Here is a 22271-nt window from a genome sequence, read left to right as displayed (position 1 = left end):
ACACGACCCCAGGAGTACGGGTGCCGCGCAACACGCACGACACTGCCCCGGACACGGAACGAGGAGACGGGCAGCCGGACTCGGCGACCGGCCGGCCGAACACCGCCGCACAGCCCGGCGCATGGCGCCGGGCCCGCTGGGTGCGCGTCGTACGACCGCTGGCGGCGGTGCTGGCGGCGCTGTGCGTGACGGCGCTGGCGACGGTGGGCACGCTGCGCAACACGGTCCTGGACCGCGGCTACTACCAGCACGTCCTGGACGAGGAGCGGGCCTACGACCGGCTCTACGACGAAGTGCTCGTCGCCCCCGAGGCCCAGCCGGTCACCCGGAGCCTGCTGGCACGCCTGCCGGTGCCCGAGTCCGTGGTGACCGCGAACCTCAAGACCGTCCTGCCCCCGGCGACCGTGCGCGAACTCACCGACGAGCAGATCGCCGAGGTCACCAGCTATCTCCGGGGCGAGAAGGACACCCTCTCGGTCTCGGTCGACCTCTCCCCGGTACTGGCCAACATGGACAAGCTCGCCGAGGTGTACCTCGGCGGCCTGGTCTCCCAGGCGCAGGGCCGCGACAAGGCCGACTTCCCGGCCGCCGTGAAGCGCATCGACGCGGCGCTGGACGATGTCGCCGCCGGACGGCGCCCCGCCGACCTGCCCACCGTCGACCTGAGCGACCGTGCCGTGCGGGACATCAGCAAGCTGCTGCTCTCCGCCGTGCCCGAGGACCAACGCACGTCCCTGCGCCCGCAGATCGAGGGTGCGCTCGGGGTGGGGGACGTCGCCACGGCCCTCGCCGCGGTGGGACCGCACGTGATCGGCGGACGTGCGGGTGCCGGAGCCGACGAGGGCGAGCAGGAGCTGCTGCGCATCACCGAGGGCGGCCGCTGGGACGTCGTCAAGGACCTGGACAGCGGGGGCGTGTACACCGGCCCGCTGGAGGAGGCGCGGGGCTTCACCCGGCTCGCACTGGGATGGGTCTACCCGCTCGCCGTCGCCGTCGGGGCCCTGTCCGTCGCCTTCCTGTGGCTCACCGGGCCGCGCCGCCGGCTGAGGAGGCTGCGCGCGGTCGGCTGGAGCATGGTCGCGGGCGGCCTCCTGACGGCCGGCCTCTTCCGGCTGGTGCAGTGGAAGGCGGACGGCCTGTGGGGGACGGCGCCGGGCTCCTGGCCGCCCTCGCTGGCCGTGCTGGTGGAGGACCTGGAGAGCACCGCACTGCAGACGCTCACCGCCGCCGGAGCCTCCGCGGCCCTCACGCCGGTCGCGGTCGGGGCGCTGCTGGCCGCGCTCTCCTACGTACGGCGGCGGCCCCGGGCCGCGCAGTCGCTGTCCACCAGGGGCCGTACCGGGATGCTGGCCGGCCTGTCCGCGGTCACCACCACCGCGGTGGTGCTGGGGGTGACCTTCGTCCCGGCCGCCGCGAGCGGCTCCGGCTCCGAGCAGGCCCTGTGCAACGGCTCGGCCCGCGCCTGCGACCTGCGCTACGACCAGGCCGCCTACGTCGCCACCCACAACTCGATGTCGACGACCGCCGACCGCTTCATCAGCCCTCTCCAGGACGGCGACATCACCGCCCAGCTCGACAACGGCGCCCGCGCGCTGCTGGTGGACACCCACACCTGGGAGCGGCCCGACCAGATCGCCGAGCGGCTGAAGGTCTCCGAGTTCGCCCCGGAGATGCGCGACAAGATCACCGGACTGATCGACGAGGCCACCCCCACCGAACCGGGCCTGTGGCTGTGCCATGCCGTCTGCCGCGGCGGCGCGATCCCGCTCGTCGACACCCTCCGCGACATCCGCGCCTGGCTCGACGAGCATCCGGGGGAGGTCGTCACGCTGATCGTGCAGGACGGCATCACCGGAAAGCAGACGGAGTCGGCGTTCCGGAAGGCCGGTCTGGAGGACCTGCTGTTCACCCCCGACGACGATCCGAAGGCGGAGTGGCCGACGCTGGGCAAGATGATCGAGGACGACAAGCGCCTGGTGGTCTTCGCCGAGCACGCGGACGGGCCCGCGCCCTGGTACCGCAACTTCTACCGGTACGGGATGGAGACTCCCTACGCCTTCTCCTCCCCGGAGAAGATGTCGTGCGCGCCCAACCGGGGCGGGACCGGCAAACGGCTCTTCCTGATGAACCACTTCATCACCAGCGGCGGCGGCAGCCGGATCGACGCGCGGGAGGTCAACGCGAAGGGGTTCGTCCTCGACCGTGCCCGGCGCTGCGAGGCCGCGCGCGACCACCCGGTGAACTTCGTCGCCGTCGACTTCGCCAATCTCGGCGACGCGGCGGCCGCCGTCGACACCCTCAACGCGGGGCGGCGCCCCTGAGCGTGTCTCGTGAGTGTCCCGGCCCGGCGCGGGCCGGCTGCGCTCGGCCGGGCGCCGGACTGGGGCCGGTTCAGGTCCGGGCCGCGCAGTCGGGGCACCGGCCCCGGTAGGTCAACTCGGCGCCGGAGACGGTGAAGCCGAACCGCTCGGAGGCCGGCAGGTCGGCCAGCGGGTCGCCGCCGGGGTGGACGTCCCGGATGGTGCCGCAGTCGGAGCACACCAGATGATGGTGTGACCGATGCGCGTTGGGGTCGTAGCGCTTGGCGCGGCCGTCGGTGGCCACCTCGCGGACCTCGCCCAGCAGCACCAGTTCGCCCAGGGCGTTGTAGACCGTCGCGCGGGAGATCTCCGGCAGCCTGGCGGCCGCCCGTGCCAGTACCTCGTCCGCGGTGAGGTGGACGTGCTCGCCGTCGAGTACCTCGGCGACAACCCGGCGCTGGGCGGTCATCCGCCAGCCGCGTCGGCGAAGCCGTTCCAGCAGGTCACTCATGCCACCAGTCCATTCATCACCCGACAGCCCGCCGACAGCAGGAATTCCCGAAGTGGTTGTCGTATTGACTTGGAATTCGTCCATCGTAGGATCGGCTCCAGCGACAGCCAAGGGGCAGGACACAGCAGGAAACGACCGTCGTCGGGCAGTTCCTGGGCCGTGGTCCGCCGAATCCGGAGGGATCCCATGTCTGAGAATCATGAGGCGATCGTCGTGGACGCGAAGGCGGAGGAGGCGGGCTGCCCGGTCGCGCGCGCCCCCCACCCGACACAGGGCGGCGGGAACCGCCAGTGGTGGCCCGACCGGCTGAATCTGAAGATCCTCGCCAAGAACCCCGCCGTGGCCAACCCGCTGGGCGACGGGTTCGACTACGCCGAAGCCTTCGCGGGCCTCGACCTCCCGGCCGTCAAGCAGGACATCGCCGAGGTGCTGACCACCTCGCAGGACTGGTGGCCGGCCGACTTCGGCCACTACGGCCCCTTCATCATCAGGATGGCCTGGCACAGCGCCGGGACCTACCGGATCAGCGACGGGCGCGGCGGCGCCGGGGCGGGCCAGCAGCGGTTCGCCCCCCTCAACAGCTGGCCGGACAACGCGAACCTCGACAAGGCCCGCCGGCTGCTGTGGCCGGTCAAGAAGAAGTACGGCAGCGCGCTCTCCTGGGCAGACCTGCTGATCCTGGCCGGAAACGTCGCCCTGGAGTCCATGGGGGCCAGGACCTTCGGATTCGCCGGCGGCCGCGAGGACGTCTGGGAGCCCGAGGAGGACGTGTACTGGGGCCCGGAGACGACCTGGCTGGGCGACGAGCGCTACACGGGCGACCGGGAGCTGGAGAACCCGCTCGGCGCGGTCCAGATGGGCCTCATCTACGTCAACCCGGAAGGCCCCAACGGCAACCCGGACCCGGTCGCGGCGGCCCGGGACATCCGGGAGACGTTCCGCCGGATGGCGATGAACGACGAGGAGACCGTCGCCCTGATCGCCGGAGGCCACACCTTCGGCAAGACCCACGGCGCGGGCCCGGCCGACCACGTCGGTGCCGACCCCGAGGCCGCCTCGCTGGAGGAGCAGGGCCTGGGCTGGCGCAACTCCTTCGGCACCGGCAAGGGCGCGGACGCCATCACCTCCGGCCTGGAGGTCACCTGGACCGCCACACCCACCCGGTGGAGCAACGGCTTCTTCGACAACCTCTTCGGCTACGAGTGGGAACTGACCGAGAGCCCGGCCGGTGCCCAGCAGTGGCGGCCCAAGGACGGCGCCGGCGCCGGAACCGTCCCGCACGCCCACGACGCGTCCGAGAAGATCGCCCCGTCGATGCTCACCACGGACCTCGCGCTGCGCTTCGACCCGGTCTACGAGCAGATCTCCCGCCGCTTCCACGCGAACCCCGAGGAGTTCGCCGACGCCTTCGCGCGTGCCTGGTACAAGCTCACCCACCGCGACATGGGGCCCAAGTCGCTGTACCTGGGCCCCGAGGTCCCCGAGGAGACCCTGCTGTGGCAGGACCCGCTGCCCGAGGCCGGGGGAGAGACCCTCGGAGCCGAGGACGTCGCGGCCCTCAAGGCCCGGCTGCTCGACTCGGGGCTGACCGTTGCGCAGTTGGTCACCACCGCCTGGGCGTCGGCCTCGACCTTCCGCGGCAGCGACAAGCGCGGCGGCGCCAACGGCGCCCGCATCCGCCTGGAGCCGCAGCGCGGCTGGGAGGTCAACAACCCCGACGAGCTCGCCGCGGTGCTGCGCACCCTGGAGTCCGTCCAGCGGGAGTTCGAGTCCGGCGGCAAGCAGGTCTCGCTGGCCGACCTGATCGTCCTCGGCGGCTGCGCGGCGGTCGAACTGGCCGCCCGGGACGCCGGGCACGCGGTCGAGGTACCGTTCGCGCCGGGCCGGGTCGACGCGACCGAGGAGCACACCGACGCGGAGTCCTTCGCCGCGCTGGAGCCCACGGCCGACGGATTCCGCAACTACCAGGGCAAGGGCAACCGGCTGCCGGCCGAGTACCTGCTGCTGGACAGGGCCAACCTGCTGACGCTGAGCGCCCCGGAGATGACGGTCCTCGTCGGCGGCCTGCGCGCCCTGGGCGTGAGCTCCGGACCCGCGAAGCCCGGCGTGCTCACCGACACCCCCGGCAAGCTGACCAACGACTTCTTCGTCAACCTGCTCGACCTGGGCACGACGTGGCGGGCCACGTCCGAGGACCAGAGCACCTTCGAGGGCCGGGACGCGGCCTCGGGCGAGGTCCGGTGGACCGGCAGCCGCGCCGACCTGGTCTTCGGCTCCAACTCGGAGCTGCGTGCGCTCGCCGAGGTCTATGCGAGCGACGACGCGGGGGAGAAGTTCGTGCGCGACTTCGTCGCCGCCTGGGACAAGGTGATGAACCTGGACCGGTTCGACCTGCGCTGAGTACGGCGGGCCGCCGCACCTGACACGGGTGCCGGCAGCAGGGCCCGGGCCGGTTCGCCGGTCCGGGCCCGTTCCGTTCCGCCTCCCGCCCCTGGCGACGCCCGGGCGCCGCGCGGTCAGTCCCCGCCGTCGCCGGGGGCTTCCTCGCCGTGCCGGGCCGCCCAGTGCCCGGCCGCCGAGCGGAGCCGCGCGGCCGCGGCCGTGACGAGACCCTCGCGGCGGGGATGCAGCCGTGCGTGCAGCACGATGCGCCTCCTGACCGCCGGGGTCAGCGGTACGGCCACCAGCGTGCCGGGCGGATCGGGCACCGCCAGCCGGGGCAGGACGGTGATGCCGATGCCGGCCCGCACCAGACTGAGCGCGGCGTGGTGGTTGTCGAGCCGGGCGACGTAGCGCGGCGCGAACCCGGCCGCGGTGCAGGCACCCAGGATGATCTGCCCGGTCGGGCTGTCGTAGATGTCGTGGTCGATCCACGGCTCGGTGCGCAGCTCGCCGAGCGCGACGGAGCGTGCGCCCGCCAGCGGATGCGCGGCCGGAAGGACCGCGAGCAGCTCCTCGGTGAGCAGCTCGTGGCGCCGGTACCCCTCCAGCCGGATCTCGGCCCCGTCGACGGGTTCGGTCCGGATGTCGAGGTCCGGCCGGCGGCGGCCGCGTCCGTCGACGGGCTCGTTGAGACTGACCTCCGTGGTGATGTTCGGCCGCAGCTCCCGGACCGCGCGCACCACCTCGGGGATCAGCTCCTCCGCCGCCGAGGCGCAGCAGGCCAGCGCCAGGTGCTCGCCCTGGCCCGCGCGCAGGTCCGCGACGGTGCGCTCCAGCCGGGAGAAGTCCGCGAGTACGCTCTGCGCCTGTTCCGCCAGGTGGAGCGCGGCGTCGGTGGGGACGATCCCACGGCCCTCCTTCTCGAACAGCACCAGCCCGGTCTCCCTGGCGAGGGCCGTGAGGTGCTGGCTGATCGTCGCCGGCGAGTAGTTGAGGTTCCGGGCGGCGGCGTTGACCGACCCGGCAGCGAGTACGGCGTGCAGGATCTCCAGGCGGCGGGCGCTGAGCATGGACCCATCGTAAGCCAGCGACGAACGGTCCCTCGGTTTTGTTTGCTTGTTATGGGTGATGTCCGGAGGTGATGGTGGTGCGTGTCGGAAACCAGCGCCTCCTGCGAGGCGCCCGTCGGTGAGGAAGTGCACATGGACACCCCCTTCTGGGCAGATGCCGACCGCCTGCTGATCCGCTACGGCGCGCCCTTCAGCCCACGCGTCGTCGAGCGCGCCGCCGGAGCCTACGTCTACGACGACGAGGGCAACGCGATACTGGACTTCACCTCCGGCCAGATGAGCTCCGTGCTCGGCCACTCGCACCCCGACATCGTCTCGGCGGTCTCGACAGCGATCGGGTCACTCGACCACCTCTTCAGCGGCATGCTCAGCCGCCCCGTCCTCGACTTGGCCGCGGCGCTCGCCGAGACCCTGCCCCCCGAGCTGGGCAAGATGCTGCTGCTGAGCACCGGCGCCGAGTCGAACGAGGCGGCGATCAAGCTCGCCAAGCTCTACACCGGCCGGTACGAGATCGTCTCGTTCGACCGCTCCTGGCACGGCATGTCCCACGGCGCCGCGTCGGCGACCTACTCGGCCGGGCGGCGCGGCTACGGGCCCCCGACCCCCGGCAACTTCTCCCTGCCGACGCCGAACGCCTACCGGTCCCCGTTCCGCACCTCGGACGGTTCCTACGACTGGGAGGCGGAGCTGGCGTACGGTTTCGCCCAGATCGATCAGCAGTCCTCCGGGAGCCTCGCCGCGTGCCTGGTGGAACCGGTGCTCTCCTCGGCCGGCATCATCGAGCTGCCGCCCGGCTACCTCGCCCGCCTCAAGGAAATGTGCGAGGAGCGCGGGATGCTGCTCATCCTCGACGAGGCCCAGACCGGGCTCGGCCGCACCGGGACGATGTACGCCTTCGAGCGCGACGGCGTCGTCCCGGATCTGCTGACCCTCTCCAAGACGCTGGGGTCGGGCCTGCCGGTGGCCGCGGTGCTCACCGGCGAGCACATCGAGCGCGTGTGCCACGAGCGGGGCTTCCTCTTCTTCACGACGCACGTCTCCGACCCGCTGGCGGCGACCGTCGGGGCCACGGTGCTCTCGGTGATCCGGCGCGACGGACTCGTCGACAGGGCTGCCGCGCTCGGCCGGCAGCTCACCGCGCGGCTGGAGGACCTGCGCGACCGGTACGACATCGTCGGGGACGTCCGCGGCCGCGGCCTGCTCCAAGGCGTGGAACTGGTCACCGACAGGCAGCGCAGGACACCTGCCGACAAGGCGGGGCAGGCGGTCACCCAGGAGTGCCTCGACCGCGGACTGCACCTCAACATCGTCCAACTCCCCGGTATGGGCGGCACCTTCCGCATCGCGCCGCCGATGACCGTGACGGAGGACGAGCTCCACGCCGGAATCGACATCCTCGCCGCCGCGATCGAGAAGGTCGCCCCCGGGCGGCCCGGCGCCTGACCGGCCCGCACCCGGCTCCTGCCGCCACCGGACGCTCCGCGGCGGCAGGAGCACGTCCGAGGAGGACCTCCTCGGCGGCGACCAGGACCGGTTCGTGCGGGTGGTGACGGACGCGCTCGGCGGGCAGCCCGCCGAGCCCTCCTGGATCCGTACGACGCGTGCCTGGCCGCGGTGCGCGGCCGGCCGGAGCGCTAGCCCAGGCGCTCGACGGCCTCCTTGGCCTGCTTCAGGTCCGCGCCCGTCAACTCCCGGTAGCGCTTGATCGCATGGATCCTCTTGCCGCTGCGCAGGAGTTCGATGACCTCGCCCAGCCGCGGATCGTGCTCCTGCAGCCCCAGATGGTCCAGCACCAGGTCCAGCTTGCGCTCGACCCGCGCCAGTTGCCGATCCGAGCGGGAGATCCGGACCTCGACAGCGCGCACAGCCCCGTACAGCAGGAAGGCCACGGGAACCCAGAAGAGTATTTCCATACGGGAATGAAATCAGCTCCGCTCCCCGTCGTCCTCGCAGGGCACCGTCCCCACCGGGCGCCGCCCGCACGTCGGGGCGGGTGCCCGGCAGCCCGGCCCGGCTGCCGGACTGCGGGGCACCCACGGTGCCGGGCCGGACCGTCAGGAGCGGCCGCGCGCCCGGCGACGTGCCACCAGAAGGCCGCCGACGCCCAGCAGCAGCGCGGCTGCCACGGAGGCAGCGGCCACCGACGTACCTGTCTCGGCGAGATCACCGGAGCCGCCGTCCGGGGACGCGGACGGGCCACCGGTCGAGGCCGCGGGGGCGGAGGCCGAGGCGGAAGACTCGGGGGCCGAAGGCTGGTCGGAGGGCTTCTCGCCGGGCTTCTCGCTCGGCTTCTCGCTGGGCTTCTCGCTGGGCTCGGAGCTCGGCTTCTCGCTGGGCTCGGAGCTCGGCTTGCCGCTCGGCTCCTCGTCGCCCTCGCAGTCGGTCCAGAAGACCTTGTGCTTGGCGCGGCCGTGCTCGCCGTCGAAGTTCCAGACCAGCTTGTAGTGGCCGTCAGGCAGGGTCAGATCTGCGCTGCGACCGTGTCCGTCGCCGTCCAGATCCAAGGAGTCGCTCTTGGCCACGGTTCCCTTCGAGCCGGTGGGCGGCATCTGGACGATCCGCCAGTCCACCTGCTGCCGGCCGTCGAAGCCGAACGCATCGAGGTAGAACGTGCACACATGTGGCTGGTTCTTGCGGAGTGCCTCGCCGGTCCTGGCGTCGTGGATCTTCACGGTCCCGTTGTCACCCGCCGGCGTGGCGTGTGCCACCGACCCGAGAAGCAGCGAAACCGCCACCCCCGCCACCACGGTGCATGCCGAAGAGAAGGTGCGCATAGGGATACCAACTTCTTGAGAGAGCCGAAGGGGGGTGGGCGGCTCAGCGTTGCCCGGTCGCCGATCCCAGGTCAAGCCGGATAAGCACCCTGTGAGCTGATTTCCCACTGCAACACACCATTGATGCCGCATAACAATCCGGCCAAGTGCTCTGGCCGTCCGGGGCCTTGCCGGGTGGGTGGTCGTGGCAGGTCGGATGCGGGGTGACGTCCGATCCGGGGTGACGTCCGATCCGACCGCGAACCCTTCCGCCCGGAGCACTAGCAGGCCCGGTGTGCCCCGGGAAGGCACACCGGGCCTGTTGATCATGCAGGGGCTTTGCACGGTTTCCTGTGAGACCGCTTGATTGTCCGCCAGGACCGCCGCCCCCACGCTGGAGACGTACCGCTCAGGGCGCACACGGCTGCGGCACGCTGCGCCCGGTCCGGTGCGTCCGTTTCCGGGCGTCCGCACGCCGAGGGGACGGGCCGCCGCGACCGCGCGGACGCGGTCCGGTGCGTCCGTTTCCGGGCGTCCGCACGCCGAGGGGACGGGCCGCCGCGACCGCGCGGACGCTCTTCCGACATCCCCCGGGCCGCCCGACGGGTTCCCAAGGAGTGCCATGCGAACGCGAGTCACGGACCCCCTGCTCCAACCCTTCACCCTCAAGAACATCACGCTGCGCAACAGAGTGGTCAGCACCTCGCACGAGCCGGCGTTCGGCGAGAACGGACTGCCCGGGGACCGCTACCGGATGTACCACGTGGAAAAGGCCCGTGGCGGGGTCGGGTTGACGATGATCGGCGGCTCGGCGGTGGTGTCACCCGACAGCCCGCCCTCGTTCGGCAATCTGCTGCTCCACCGCGACGAGATCGTGCCCTGCTTCCGCAGGCTGGCGGACGAGGTGCACGCTGCCGGGGCCGCTGTCATGTGCCAGCTCACCCATCTGGGACGGCGCACCAGCAACTACGCGGGTGACTGGCTGCCCGTGCTGTCCGCCTCGCCGGTACGGGAACCCGCCCACCGCGCCTTCCCCAAGGAGGCCGAGCCGTGGGATCTGGACCGCATCGTGCGGGACTACGCGGACGCCGCGGCCCGCTGCCGGGCCGGCGGCCTCGACGGCATCGAGATCCAGCACTACGGCCACCTGCTGGACAGCTTCCTGTCCCCGGCCACCAACCATCGCGACGACCGGTTCGGCGGCACGCTCGCGAACCGCACCGCTTTTCCGCGCCGGGTGATCCGCGCGATCCGGTCCGCGGTCGGCCCCGGGTTCGTCGTGGGCATCCGCATGGCACTGGACGAGGACCGGCCCGGCGGACTCGGCTTCGACGAGGGGCTGAGCGCTCTCCGCGGCTACCTCGCGGACGGCGTCGACTTCGTCAGCACCATCCGGGGCTCGATCGAGAGCGACGCGTCGCTGGCGCGGGTCATCCCGTCGATGGGGACGCCCTCCGCTCCGTTCCTCGCCTTCACCGCGGAGGTCAAGCGCAGCCTGGACGTACCGGTGATGCACGCCGGACGGATCGCCGACGTGGCCACCGCGCGCCACGCCGTGCGGGAGGACCTGCTGGACCTGGTCGGCATGACCCGGGCCCAGATAGCCGATCCCCACCTGGTCGCCAAGGTGGCCGACGGGCGCGAGGACCGGATCCGCCCCTGCGTGGGAGCGAGCTACTGCCTGGACGCGATCTACGACTCCGGGGACACCAAGTGCCTGCACAATCCCGCCACCGGCCGGGAGCTGCGGCTGCCGCACACCGTCCCGGCGGCGGCCTCGCGGCGCAAGGCGGTGGTCGTCGGCGGCGGGCCTGCCGGGCTGGAGGCGGCCCGGGTGCTGGGCGAACGCGGGCACGAGGTCGTCCTGTTCGAGGCGGCGGACCTGCCCGGCGGCCAGGTCCGCCTCGCCGCCGCGAACCCCCGCAGGCGGGACCTGCTCGGCATCGTGGACTGGCGCGTCGCCGAGTGCCGCGTGCTCGGCGTCGAGCTGCGGTTCGGCGTGCCGGCCGAGGCCGCGGACGTGCTGGCGGAGGATCCCGACCTCGTCCTGATCGCCACCGGCGGCACGCCCGACGCCTCCTTCCTCACGCGCGGCGCCGACCTCGTGTCCGACACCTGGGACGTGCTCAGCGGCTCCCTGCGCCCCCGCGGACGGGTGCTGGTCTACGACGACAACGGCGCCTACCCGGCCCTGGACGCGGCGGAGGTGCTGGCGCGCCAGGACGTCCCCGTCGAATACGTGACCCCCGAGCGGATGCCCGCTTCCGACGTCGGCAGCATGAACGCGCCCCCCTACCTGAGGGCCTTCGCCGAACACGCGGTGCGCACCACGCCGACGCACCGGCTCGTCTCCGTGCGCCGCACCGGGGACGGCCGACTGGCCGCGGTGCTGCGCAGCGAGTACGCGGCGACGGAGGACGAACGGAGCGTGGACCACGTCGTGGTGGAGCACGGCACCCTGCCCAACACGGACCTCCACCACGAACTGCTCCCCGGCTCGCGCAACCTCGGCCGCGTGGACCACCGCGCGCTCCTGGCCGGTCAGCCGCAGCCGGCCGACGCCCATCCCGCCGGCCGCTACCAGCTCTTCCGTATCGGGGACGCCGTCACCAGCCGCAACATCCACTCCGCGGTCCTGGACGGTCTGCGCCTCTGCCTGCCGATGTGACCCGACGCCGACGTTGCTCGCGCCGACGGCACCGCTGCTCGGGCCGCCGCCGACACTGCCGCCGCCGACATCGGACCGCCGGGCCCACCGGTACCGGACGCCGCCGACCGCGCGCCGGAGAACGCCTCGGCGCGTGCCGAAAGGAGAACCGTGACCTCGCCGGACAGCACACCCTCCACGCCAGCAGACCGGATCCGGAACGCGGTGGCACGACGGGTTCCCGGGCGCAGCCTGGAGGGCCCGTTCTACACCGACCGGGAGTTCTTCGACTTCGACATCGCCGCCGTCTTCGCCCGCCAATGGATCGCTGTGGCCGTCGACGCCGAACTGCCCGAGCCGGGTGACCGCACCTCGGTGGAGATCGGGCCGTACTCCGTCCTGCTCGTCCGCGACGACGAGGAGAAGCTGCGCGCCTTCCACAACGTGTGCCGGCACCGGGGCGCCCGCCTCGTGGAGGGCGACGACGGCTCGGCCGGGAACCTGGTCTGCGGATACCACAAGTGGACCTACGGCCTGGACGGCAGACTGCTGCACGCACCCTCCCAGCCCGCCGGGTTCGACCGCGCCTGCTTCGGACTCGCCCCCGTGCACCTGCGCAGCGTCGGCGGACTCGTCTTCGTCTGCCTCGCCGAACAGCCCCCGGCCGGGTTCGACGAGGCCGCCTCGCGCATCGAGCCCTACCTCCTTCCCCACGACCTGAGCCGGGCCAAGGTGGCGGCCCGCAGCGAACTCGTGGAGGAGGGCAACTGGAAGCTCGTGATGGAGAACAACCGCGAGTGCTACCACTGCGACGAGCACCCCGAACTGCTGCGCACCTTCTTCCCCACCTACGGCTACTCCGAGGCGGACATCCCCCTGCGGCTGCGCCCGGCGCACCAGCGCTACCTGCGGGCCGACGCGGAACTGCGTGCCACCTTCGAGCGACTGGGGCTGCCGTACACGCTCGTCGAGGAACTGGACGACCGCAGCACCGCCTTCCGCATCCAGCGGGACGCGCTCGACCTCGCCGGTGAGTCCTTCACCCCCGACGGTACGGCCGCCTGCCGACGGCTCCTGGGGGACCTGCCCACGGCCCGCCTCGGGCACCTGGCCCTGCACCTGCAGCCCAACTCGTGGTTCCACGTGCTCGCCGACCACGCCATCGCCTTCAGCGTGCTGCCGCTCGCCGCGGACAGGACGCTGCTGCGCACCACCTGGCTCGTCCATCCGGAAGCCCAGGAGGGTGTCGACTACGACCCCGACACCCTCCAGCGGGTCTGGCGCGCGACGAACGAGCAGGACGCGCGCCTGGTCGCGCTGGCCCAGCGCGGGGTCTCCGGTCCCGCGTACCGGCCGGGCCCCTACGCCCCGACGGAGTACCAGGTCGAGGCGTTCTGCAGTTGGTACATCGCCCGTCTGCGCGAGGAGCTGAACCGATGAACGACGTACTCACCCATCCCGGTCGGGAAGCGCTGCGGCCGGCGGCCCTCCGCACGGCGGACGGCGCAACGGACCGGGCGGGGGACCTTGTGCTGGTCTGCAAACAGGTCCACGACGTCACCCCCGACACCAAGACCTTCGCGTTCGAACCGGCCCACCCGGGACTCTTCCAGCACGACCCGGGCCAGTACCTCGCCTTCACCTTCGAGATCGACGGCAGGGAGATCTCCCGCTGCTACACGCTCTCCTCGCCGCCCTCCCGCCCCCACCTGGCCGCGATCACCGTCAAGCGCGTGCCAGGCGGCCGGGTCTCGAACTGGCTGCACGACGTTCTCGCACCCGGGGCCGTCGTCCGCGCCAGGGGACCGATGGGCCGTTTCTCCACGGTCCGGCATCCGGCCTCCGCCTACCTGTTCCTCTCCGGGGGCAGCGGAGCGACGCCGCTGATGTCGATGACCAGGACTCTGTACGACCTCGCGGCACCGGCGGACGTGGCCTTCGTGCACAGCGCGCGCACCCCCGCCGACATCCCCTTCCGGCAGGAGCTCGCGCTGATGGCGGCCACCGCACCCGCCATCAGGGTCGCCCACGTCTGTGAGGACGACGGGAGGACCGAGCGGTGGCACGGCCACCGGGGGCGCCTCTCGCCCGGGATGCTCCAGGAGATCGTCCCCGACCTCCTGGAGCGCGAGGTGTTCTGCTGCGGACCCGCGGGCTACCTGCGGGCCGTGCGCCGGATGCTCCACGCGGCAGGCTTTCCGGAGGCCCGCTACCACGAGGAGAGCTTCGCGGCTCCCGCGCCCGGTCCCGCGCCTGCGCCTGCGCCTGCGTCGGCTCCCGCGTCGGCTCCCGACCCGGTCCGCTCCGCCGGGGACGCCGGTCCCGCGCGGCGGTTCACCGTCGAACTCTCCCGCAGCGGAGCGACCATCGAGTGCGACGCCGGAACGCCGGTTCTGGAGGCAGCGGCCCGCGCCGGAATCACCCTTCCCTCCTCGTGCGGTGAGGGGTTCTGCGGCACCTGTGTGACGTCTCTTCAGCAGGGGTCGGTCACCATGCGGCACCGAGGCGGTCTCCGGCCGCGGGACAGCGCGCGGAACAAGATCCTCCTGTGCTGCGCGACGCCGCTGGAGAACCTGGTGGTCGACGCCTGACGCCGGGGCGGTGTGACCGGGCCCGCAGTTGCCCGTACCTGTCCGTACCTGCCCGTACCTGCCCGTACCCGCCCCGGACGAACGGACGGCCGCGTCGGAACGGGAAAGAGAAGCGAAGGGGGTTCGCCTTGAGCACTACCGAACACCGGAGCGCTTTCCGACCGGTGGCGGCGTGTGCGGACAGCCGAAGGCGCCGCGGTCGGCGCGGGCAGACGGCCCCGCGGCGGGCCCGATCCGGCATCCGTCCGGGCACACTGGTCGCATGATCGACCACCGGCTCCGGATCCTTCAGATGGTCGCCGGGCACGGGACGGTGACCGCCGCGGCCCAGGCGCTGCACTACACGCCCTCCGCCGTCTCCTACCAATTGCGGCAGCTCGCCGCCGAAGTCGGAACGGACCTCGTGGTGCATCAGGGGCGGGGCGTCCGGCTGACCAACGCGGCCCACGTCCTGCTGCGGCACGCGGAGCGTCTGCAGGAGCAGTGGGAGCTGGCCCGCGCCGAACTGGCCTCCCTCGGCACCGAGCCCGCGGGACGGGTCACGCTGTGCGGCTTCTCCACCGCGGCCAGCCGTCTGCTGCCGCCCGCGGCGGCGCGGCTGCGCGACAGCTATCCGCATCTGACGGTGCGGTTCATCGAAGCCGAACCCGACCGGTGCTTCGACCTGCTGCTCTCGGAGGAGGCCGACCTGGCCCTGCTGGTGGTCACCGCGGACTCCCCGGCGCTGACGGACGAGCGGTTCGACCAGCAGCCGTTGCTGGACGACCCGCTGGACCTGATCGTCCCCCGGGGCCACGAGCTGACCCGGCGGGAACGGGTCACGCTGGCCGACGCGGCCCGGGAGCCGTGGATCCTGGGCAACCCCGGTACCAGCTACCACCAGTTGGTACTCGCCGCCTGCATGAGTGCCGGATTCACCCCGCACATCGCCCACCACGCGGACGAGTGGGGGACCGGCACCGCACTGGTCGCCCACGGCTTCGGCGTCATCCTGGTACCGCGCCTCGCGCAACTCGGCGAGGAGTCGCCAGTCGCGCGCCTTCCGCTGCACGGTGAGCCCGCCCCGGCCCGCCGCATCATGGCTGTCACCCGCCTGGGCGCACGGGGGATCCCCGTCCTCACCCACGCCGTCGAGACCATCACCGCGACCGCCGCACGGCTGCTGCCGACGAGGTGATCCGGCGGCCCCGGAGCGGCCACGCGCCCCCGGGCGCCTCGCCCCGCAGTCCGGCTACGACGAGTACACCTCGGTCATACGGGTGATGCGGTTCTCGGAGTCGATCTTCACATCGTAGAAGTTCAGGCCCCAGCAGTCGCTGGTGTCCGCCTTGCGCTGTCCGCTGTCGAATTGTTCGCCGTCGGGGTCCGCGCAGGTTTTGACATGTGCGATACCGCCGTTTCGGGCGGTGAGTTTCTTCTGCTGGGATTCCTTCTTGCTGATCACTGTGATCACTGTGCTTCCGGACGCCGGGCGGTAATTCCCGAACTGTCCGACCGGGTGGTAGGAAATCCCTTCCTGCGAACCGGCCCGGCATTCCGCCTTTGCTTCCTTGGCGACCACGGTGTTCATGGCCCCCTCCACGTGGTGGACCCAGATGACCTTGTGCCCGGGTGCCGGGGCGGGGCAGGAGCCTCCCTTCCCGTCCCCCGCGCTCGCCCCGGGGCTCGCCGAGGAGGGCGGGCCGTCGCCTGCGGAGGTGTCCGCTGCGGGATCGCACGCGGCCAGCGGGACCAGCGCGGCGACGAGGGCGGCAGCGGCAGGTATGGCACGAACAGAGCGCATGTACTTCCCCGTGACGGTGAGCGCGGACGGCAGGAGAAACCTGTCGAACCGGGTGGTCGTTCTGAATGTGACTGCGAGTCAGCCAATCGGATCATAGAGATGAGTGCACCCTGAAATTCTCCTGTTCGCCGCGGGAGGTGACACTGTTTCCGACCTGTGACCGTGCGCTGCCGTGGAATGCCGGACTCAGGGGCTCGAGGACACCGGCGGGTCCGGGAGCCGCAGCGGCTCATCGGCGCGCTGCGGGGTCAGGGGCGTCGTGCGGTCGCGCAGCGCACGCAGGTGGTCGTCGCGGGGCGTGCCGACAAACGCTCCTCGGGGATCGGCTCCCCGCACTCCGTGCAGCGTCCGTAGTCGCCCCGCTCCAGACGCTCCAGCGCCAGGTCCACCTCCACCAGATGCTCCCGCGCCCGGGCCAGCAGTGCGGCGACGTGCGCCCGCTCGAATGCCGTGCTGGATCCCTCGGGGTCGTGCTCGTCGTCGACCGCGACCAAGGCGTTCGCCTCGACGATCTGCTCGAACTCCCGGCTCAGGGCCGCGATCTGCCGCTCGGTGCCGGCCCGTTCCACCAAGAGCTGTTCCCGTGCGGCGGCCCGGGCTGCGGCGGAGAGTGCCGGATCGTGCGGTGTGTCAGCCACACCAGGGACAACGACGCCGCCGCGGTCCGGCATTCCCCGGACCCGGTGCGCCCACTCCGACGGTCGACGGGGTTCGGCCGCGGGATCGGCGGACGGTGCCGTACGCACCGCACCGGCAGCGCCTCGCCGGTGGGAGGGGCACCCCCGTGGGTGCCCCTCCCACCGGTCTTCGACGGCGCCGCGCGATGCCGCGCCGCGGCGTGTGCCGTGGCCGTCCCGCGCCGTGTGCCGGGCCGCCGACCGTGGGGGGGTCAGGCGGTGTGCAGCGTCAGACCGTAGTGGTCGAGGATCTCGTTGAGGGGCTGGTACCAGGTCTCGCCACCGCCGGAGCAGTCGCCCCAGCCGCCGGAGGTGACGCCCTGTGCCTGGTCGCCGCTGATGAAGGAGCCGCCCGAGTCGCCGCCTTCGGCGCACACGCTGGTCTTCGTCATCTCGTGGACGGCGCCCTGGCTGTAGTTGACCGTCTCGTTCTTGGCGAGCACGGTGCCGCAGTGCCAGTGCGAGGTCGACCCCGAGCGGCAGATGGAGGCCCCGACCGGTGCCTCGGCCGAGCCGCGGACGAGCTGGTCCGAGACCGTGCCCCAGCCCAGGACGACCGGAACCGTCCACCATCCGCTGCCGACGTTGACCCAGGCGTAGTCGTTGCCGGGGAACGAGGAGCCCTGGAAATTGCCGATGTAGGAGCCGTCCCAGCCGTTGACCGCCTGGCCCGCACCGCCGCAGTGGCCCGCGGTGACGAAGCCGCCCTGGACCGAGAAGCCTATGGAGCAGCGGACATTGCCGGTGTAGTAGGGGTCTCCGCCGACCGTGCCCGCGGAGAGGGTCGACGGAGCGTGGTCCGTCGTGCGGACCGTCACCGGGCCTGCGCTGTGCGCCCGGGCCAGAAATTCTTTGACATCGTTGTCAGCTTGGCGGGAGCTGAGGACCTCGACCACGACGCGGTTGGTCTTCCAGTCGACCCGCCAGCTCCTCACCCCGCTGGGTGCGTCGAGGGCGTCGATGCGTTGCTTCACGGCGTCGAGTTGCCCGGCAGTACGGTCCACCAGATCCACGGTCGCGCCGGTGGCCCGGACGGCCGCGGCCTTCTCGTGGTCCGCGACCGCCACGGTCAGCTTCCGGGTCCTCGGGGAGAACCAGGAGCCCGCGTAGGCGCTCCCGGCCGCTCGCCGGGCCTGCTTCTCGGTGGTCCGGGCCTGCTTCTCCGCGGCCAGCCGCTGGGCGGCCTGGCTTTCGCTGAGGCCGAAGTCCCGCTGCATGGCGTCCAGTACGCCGTCCGAGGCGGGGGCCTTCTCCGTCTGCGGCCGCGCGTCCGCCGCCGTCGCCGGGAGGAGGCCGGCGGCCACGAGGGCTCCGCCGGCCAGCAGCGCGGACAGGAGGGCGCGCGGGATTCTTGTGCGTCTCATGGATCGGCCTTTCGTTGTTCCAGTCTGTCGTGGGGGTGGAACAGCAAAGCCTGGGAACGATCCCGGGAGATGCCGCTGCGCAGATTAGCGAGGGATCATGGACAGGTCCATGCCAATGTTGCGTCGGTTTTCCGCCATCCACCGGACCGCAGATACGTCAGCTCCCGGACGTGCTCCCGCGGTTCCGGCCCTCCGGGCCCAGTCCCGGTGGGCGGCACGCGCGACGGGCAGCGGTCACCGGTCCTCCGGCGGGGCCTGCCACCCGCCGGTGAGGACCAGGAACCTGCCGACGGCCGTCCGTGCCTGGGTGCGGATGTCGTCCTCGCCGGGCGGGCGTTCGCCCAGCAGCACCCGGATCTGGAGGTCGCGCACGACCAGGCCGTAGAGGAGCTGGAACGCCTCCTCCGGGTCGTCGGTGCGCAGGTGGCCTTCGTCGGCCAGCCGGCCGAGGAAAGCCGTGACCAGTGGTCCGGTGGTGTGCCGACCGTGTTGCAGTACGAGTCCGGCCAGCTCGGGCGAGGTCATGGCCGCTCGGTTCAGTGCCACCGAGACGTCACCGACGAGCAGCGTCAACAGGTTCCGGGCGATGGTGACAAGAGTGGTGCGGGGGTCGGCCGGCCGGTCGACGGCTTGGGCGACGGCTGAGTTCACCTGCTCGGCCTGCCGCTCGATGAGCGCGGCGAGCAGCCCGTGGCGGTTGCCGAACCAGGCGTACAGGCTCTCCTTGGACGAGCCCGCGCGCGTGGCGACCGCCTGCATCGTGGTCCCGGCGACACCGCGTTCGAGGAGCTCCGCCAAGGCGGCGTCCAGGGCGGCCCGGCGCCTTGCCGTCTGCTCGCCCGACCGGGGACGGCCTCGGCGGGGACGGTCGCCTGCGGGTGTGGTCATGGGCACCTCCGGGTTCCAATTATCCGAACGCATGGGTACGGTTTAAAGCGAACGCTTCAGTTCGATTCTAGTCGGCTCCGGAGGTCTCCATGGCGCAATCCCTGTCCCCGTCCCTCTCGTCCGCGGCTCCTTCGCCCTCGTCCGCGGGGTCGGCGACCGCCGCGGCCCGGCGTGCCCGGGGTGGGGCACTGGCGTCCGCCGCGCTGGCCATGGGGCTCATCTCGGGTTTCTTCTACGCCTACGCCTGCTCCGTCATGATGGGGCTGGCCCGTCTCGACGACCGCGCGTTCATCGACGCGATGCAATGGATCAACGCAACGGTGCGCAACCGGTGGTTCGCCCCCAGCTTCTTCGGTGCACTCGCCCTGACCGCCGCGGCCGTCCTGGTGCATCTGCCGCGCGACGGGCGGCGGGTGCTCCTGTGGGTGGTCGCGGCCCTCGCCCTCTACGGCGCGGCCTTCGGTATCACCATGGGGGTCAATGTGCCGCTCAACAACGACCTGGCCGCCGCGGGCGACCCCGCCACCCTCGGCGACCCCTCGGCCGTCCGCGCCGCCTTCGAGGACCGCTGGGTGGCCTGGAACGCTGCCCGTACCGTGGCCTCGACCGCCGCGCTGGCCTGTCTGCTCCGGGCCCTGGTCCTGCATGGCCGGGAGGCCGGACTCCGGAGGCGGTGATCCCCACCGGTGACACGCGGCGGCGGCACCGGAACAGGGTGGGCGAGGCTGCTCGCCGGACGGGGTGCCGGAGGCGTCGTGCGACCCGAGGGGCTCTGCTCCGTGCGGTACCGCGCGCGGGGGCCGGACGGGCGGACGACCGCCGGTCCGGCCCTCCCGCCACCCGGGCCGGCCGCAGGCGGGAAGGGGGTGTGGCTCCGGTCCGCGCTCGCCTCGGCTCCCGTGGACTCCGTGTGCACGGTCCGCCCTTGCGCACGGAGGTGCCACGGGGCCGGAAGCCGTCGGAGGTGCCGAACCGTTGCTCGGGCGGCTTGTGCATGCGGGGTGCATGCGGAGTCGGGGAGACACGCGGGGGAGAGGGCCGGGGACCTGGGCTTTTGTCACTTAGAGTGGGCGATCGCATGCAGTGAGTCATGAGTGAGCCGGTATTCACCCGCCAGGAGTGCAGACATGTCCACCTCGCTGGTTGCGCGCCCGTCGGGCTCGCGCCCGTCCGGTCAGCGGCGTCCTGGCCATACCGTGGTGCGGTGGCTGACGACAACGGATCACAAGACGATCGGCAGCCTCTACCTCATCACGTCGTTCCTCTTCTTCCTGATCGCCGGTGTGATGGCGCTCGTCATGCGGGCGGAGCTGGCACGACCCGGCCTGCAGATCATCTCGCCGGAGCAGTACAACCAGGCTTTCACCATGCACGGCGCCATCATGCTGATCGTCTTCGCGACGCCCCTGTTCACCGGGTTCACGAACTGGATCATGCCGCTGCAGATCGGGGCACCGGACGTGGCCTTCCCCCGGCTGAACGCCTTCTCCTACTGGGTGTACCTCTTCGGCTCGCTCATCGTGCTCGGCTCGCTGCTCACTCCCCAGGGCGCCCCGGACTTCGGCTGGACCGCCTACTCGCCGCTCTCCGACGGGGTGCACACACCGGCCGTCGGCGCGGACATGTGGATCATGGGGCTCGCGTTCTCGGGGTTCGGCACCATCCTGGGGTCGGTCAACTTCCTCGCCACCATCATCTGCATGCGCGCCCCCGGGATGACCATGTTCCGGATGCCCATCTTCACCTGGAACGTGCTGCTGACCGCCGTGCTGGTGCTGATGGCCTTCCCGATCCTGACCGCGGCGCTGTTCGCACTCGAGGCCGACCGCAAATTCGGGGCACACGTCTTCGACGCGGCGAACGGCGGTGCGCTGCTGTGGCAGCACCTGTTCTGGTTCTGGGGGCACCCGGAGGTCTACATCATCGCGCTGCCGTTCTTCGGCATCGTCTCGGACATCTTCCCGGTGTTCGCACGCAAGCCGGTCTTCGGCTACGTCGGACTGGTCGGCGCCACCATCACCATCACCGGGCTGTCCATGACCGTATGGGCACACCACATGTTCGTGACCGGCGGCGTGCTCCTGCCGTTCTTCTCCTTCATGTCCTTCCTGATCGCCGTACCCACCGGAGTGAAGTTCTTCAACTGGATCGGCACCATGTGGAAGGGATCGCTCTCCTTCGAGACCCCGATGCTGTGGTCCGTCGGCTTCCTGGTGACCTTCCTCTTCGGCGGTCTGACCGGCGTCCTGCTGGCGTCACCGCCCATGGACTTCCACGTCTCCGACTCGTACTTCGTCGTGGCCCACTTCCACTACACCGTCTTCGGCACCGTCGTCTTCGCGATGTTCGCCGGGTTCTACTTCTGGTGGCCCAAGTGGACCGGCAGGATGCTCGACGAACGCCTCGGCAAGATCCACTTCTGGACCCTGTTCGTGGGCTTCCACGCCACCTTCCTGGTCCAGCACTGGATCGGCGCCGAGGGGATGCCCCGCCGCTACGCGGACTATCTCGCGGCCGACGGGTTCACCGCGCTGAACACGTTCTCGACCATCGGGTCCTTCCTCCTGGGCTCCTCGATGCTCCCGTTCCTCTACAACGTGTGGAAGACCGCCAGAACGGCCGAGCACGTCCACGAGGACGACCCCTGGGGATTCGGCCGCTCTCTCGAATGGGCCACCTCCTGCCCCCCGCCCCGGCACAACTTCGTCACCCTGCCCAAGATCCGGTCCGAGTCGCCCGCCTTCGACTTCCACCATCCGAGCGTCTCGGCACTCGACGACAGCGAGAACATCGACCGGCCCCAGGTGACCGGCTCCGGCCCCGCCCGGCACGGCCGGGGACAGCTCCCCGGCGCAGAGAGCTGAGACAGCCCGTGGGCACCGGGGAAGCCCCCGAAGGAGAGGCCGGCGGCGGTATCCGGCGGATCGAGGGCTATCTGCTGTGGCAGCGGCACCTGAGCGACGCGAGGGCACAGGCCGAGCACGCCGTCGCCCCGCTGGACTGGCTCACCGGGCCGGAACGCGAGGACGTGGTCCGCCGGGTCGCCGACGCCCTGGCGGACACCTCACGTGCCGCCCTGCGGGAGACCGCGCAGCGCGCCGTCTCCCTGCGCCGCGAGTACGAGGACCGGTACACGGTGCTGAAACGGCGAGTCGTGGGCTGGGCCTGCTGCGGCCTCGCGGTCGTCAGCTTCGTCAACGGCCTGCTCCTGATGAGGTGACAGGCGCTCCCGGCAGGGCCCGCTGCCGCGGCGACTCACCCCTTCTCCGTCGGCCGGATCCCGATTCCCCGCCGGGATGCTGAAC

The 22271-nt window shown here is 71.6% G+C and carries 18 protein-coding genes; 10 read left to right on the top strand and 8 right to left on the bottom strand.

What is annotated here, in order from left to right; translation table 11 throughout:
* Positions 1–20 precede the first annotated feature (20 nt).
* Positions 21–2321, top strand: coding sequence for a PI-PLC domain-containing protein (locus tag BMX65_RS08140; RefSeq protein WP_074999484.1), 2301 nt, complete (start codon positions 21–23; stop codon positions 2319–2321).
* Between the two features lie 70 nt (positions 2322–2391).
* On the opposite strand, the gene BMX65_RS08135 is transcribed toward BMX65_RS08140, so the two are convergent.
* Entirely contained in the window at positions 2392–2811 is a 420-nt protein-coding gene (locus BMX65_RS08135; RefSeq protein WP_074999483.1) for a Fur family transcriptional regulator, read from the bottom strand.
* A 186-nt stretch (positions 2812–2997) separates the two neighbouring features.
* On the opposite strand from BMX65_RS08135, the gene katG reads away from it, so the two are divergent.
* Positions 2998–5211 (top strand): catalase/peroxidase HPI, encoded by a 2214-nt coding sequence (gene katG, locus BMX65_RS08130; protein ID WP_074999482.1) that lies wholly within the window; start codon positions 2998–3000, stop codon positions 5209–5211.
* A 116-nt stretch (positions 5212–5327) separates the two neighbouring features.
* On the opposite strand, the gene BMX65_RS08125 is transcribed toward katG, so the two are convergent.
* Positions 5328–6263, bottom strand: coding sequence for a LysR family transcriptional regulator (locus BMX65_RS08125; protein WP_074999481.1), 936 nt, complete (start codon positions 6261–6263; stop codon positions 5328–5330).
* 132 nt (positions 6264–6395) lie between these two features.
* On the opposite strand from BMX65_RS08125, the gene BMX65_RS08120 reads away from it, so the two are divergent.
* The gene (locus tag BMX65_RS08120; RefSeq protein ID WP_074999480.1) at positions 6396–7706 is read left to right on the top strand and encodes an aspartate aminotransferase family protein; all 1311 of its coding nucleotides are present in this window, start codon (positions 6396–6398) and stop codon (positions 7704–7706) included.
* Between the two features lie 191 nt (positions 7707–7897).
* On the opposite strand, the gene BMX65_RS08115 is transcribed toward BMX65_RS08120, so the two are convergent.
* Both BMX65_RS08115 and BMX65_RS08110 read right to left on the bottom strand, forming a co-directional pair.
* Positions 7898–8176, bottom strand: a complete 279-nt coding sequence (locus BMX65_RS08115; protein ID WP_074999479.1) for a hypothetical protein — start codon at positions 8174–8176, stop codon at positions 7898–7900.
* A 141-nt stretch (positions 8177–8317) separates the two neighbouring features.
* Entirely contained in the window at positions 8318–8935 is a 618-nt protein-coding gene (locus BMX65_RS08110; protein WP_338068931.1) for an LPXTG cell wall anchor domain-containing protein, read from the bottom strand.
* Positions 8936–9638: 703 nt separating this feature from the next.
* Between BMX65_RS08110 and BMX65_RS08105 the strand changes: the two genes are divergently transcribed.
* The 4 genes from BMX65_RS08105 to BMX65_RS08090 all read left to right on the top strand — a co-directional run bounded on the left by BMX65_RS08105 (position 9639) and on the right by BMX65_RS08090 (position 15431).
* The gene (locus tag BMX65_RS08105) at positions 9639–11684 is read left to right on the top strand and encodes an NADH:flavin oxidoreductase (protein WP_074999477.1); all 2046 of its coding nucleotides are present in this window, start codon (positions 9639–9641) and stop codon (positions 11682–11684) included.
* A gap of 150 nt (positions 11685–11834) precedes the next feature.
* Entirely contained in the window at positions 11835–13103 is a 1269-nt protein-coding gene (locus BMX65_RS08100) for an aromatic ring-hydroxylating oxygenase subunit alpha (protein WP_079171767.1), read from the top strand.
* Complete coding sequence (locus BMX65_RS08095) at positions 13100–14254, top strand: FAD-binding oxidoreductase (RefSeq protein WP_079171766.1); 1155 nt, start codon at positions 13100–13102, stop codon at positions 14252–14254. Before BMX65_RS08100 ends, BMX65_RS08095 begins: the two co-directional genes overlap by 4 nt.
* A 262-nt stretch (positions 14255–14516) precedes the next feature.
* Positions 14517–15431, top strand: coding sequence for a LysR family transcriptional regulator (locus BMX65_RS08090; RefSeq protein ID WP_074999476.1), 915 nt, complete (start codon positions 14517–14519; stop codon positions 15429–15431).
* A 54-nt stretch (positions 15432–15485) separates the two neighbouring features.
* Here BMX65_RS08090 and BMX65_RS08085 read toward each other — a convergent pair whose 3' ends face one another.
* The 4 genes from BMX65_RS08085 to BMX65_RS08070 form a co-directional block, all read right to left on the bottom strand.
* Entirely contained in the window at positions 15486–16037 is a 552-nt protein-coding gene (locus BMX65_RS08085) for a hypothetical protein (RefSeq protein WP_074999475.1), read from the bottom strand.
* A gap of 248 nt (positions 16038–16285) precedes the next feature.
* Positions 16286–16708, bottom strand: coding sequence for a TraR/DksA family transcriptional regulator (locus BMX65_RS08080; RefSeq protein ID WP_079171765.1), 423 nt, complete (start codon positions 16706–16708; stop codon positions 16286–16288).
* Between the two features lie 218 nt (positions 16709–16926).
* A complete protein-coding gene (locus BMX65_RS08075; protein WP_074999473.1) occupies positions 16927–18078 on the bottom strand; it encodes a S1 family peptidase in 1152 nt (383 codons plus the stop codon).
* Between the two features lie 234 nt (positions 18079–18312).
* Positions 18313–18966, bottom strand: a complete 654-nt coding sequence (locus tag BMX65_RS08070; protein ID WP_074999472.1) for a TetR/AcrR family transcriptional regulator — start codon at positions 18964–18966, stop codon at positions 18313–18315.
* An 89-nt stretch (positions 18967–19055) separates the two neighbouring features.
* Between BMX65_RS08070 and BMX65_RS08065 the strand changes: the two genes are divergently transcribed.
* From BMX65_RS08065 to BMX65_RS08055, 3 genes are all read left to right on the top strand, one after another.
* On the top strand, positions 19056–19643 hold the full coding sequence (locus BMX65_RS08065; protein ID WP_177214215.1) for an anthrone oxygenase family protein: 588 nt from the start codon (positions 19056–19058) through the stop codon (positions 19641–19643).
* A 450-nt stretch (positions 19644–20093) separates the two neighbouring features.
* Entirely contained in the window at positions 20094–21830 is a 1737-nt protein-coding gene (gene ctaD / locus BMX65_RS08060) for an aa3-type cytochrome oxidase subunit I (RefSeq protein ID WP_074999470.1), read from the top strand.
* A gap of 8 nt (positions 21831–21838) precedes the next feature.
* On the top strand, positions 21839–22186 hold the full coding sequence (locus BMX65_RS08055) for a hypothetical protein (RefSeq protein WP_074999469.1): 348 nt from the start codon (positions 21839–21841) through the stop codon (positions 22184–22186).
* The last annotated feature ends 85 nt before the right edge of the window (positions 22187–22271 follow it).

The sequence above is a fragment of the Streptomyces qinglanensis genome (assembly GCF_900111245.1).
In the GTDB taxonomy this organism is placed as follows: Bacteria; Actinomycetota; Actinomycetes; order Streptomycetales; family Streptomycetaceae; genus Streptomyces; species Streptomyces qinglanensis.
Note: the sequence above shows the minus strand (reverse complement) of the source record. Positions and strands in the feature narration are given on the sequence as shown.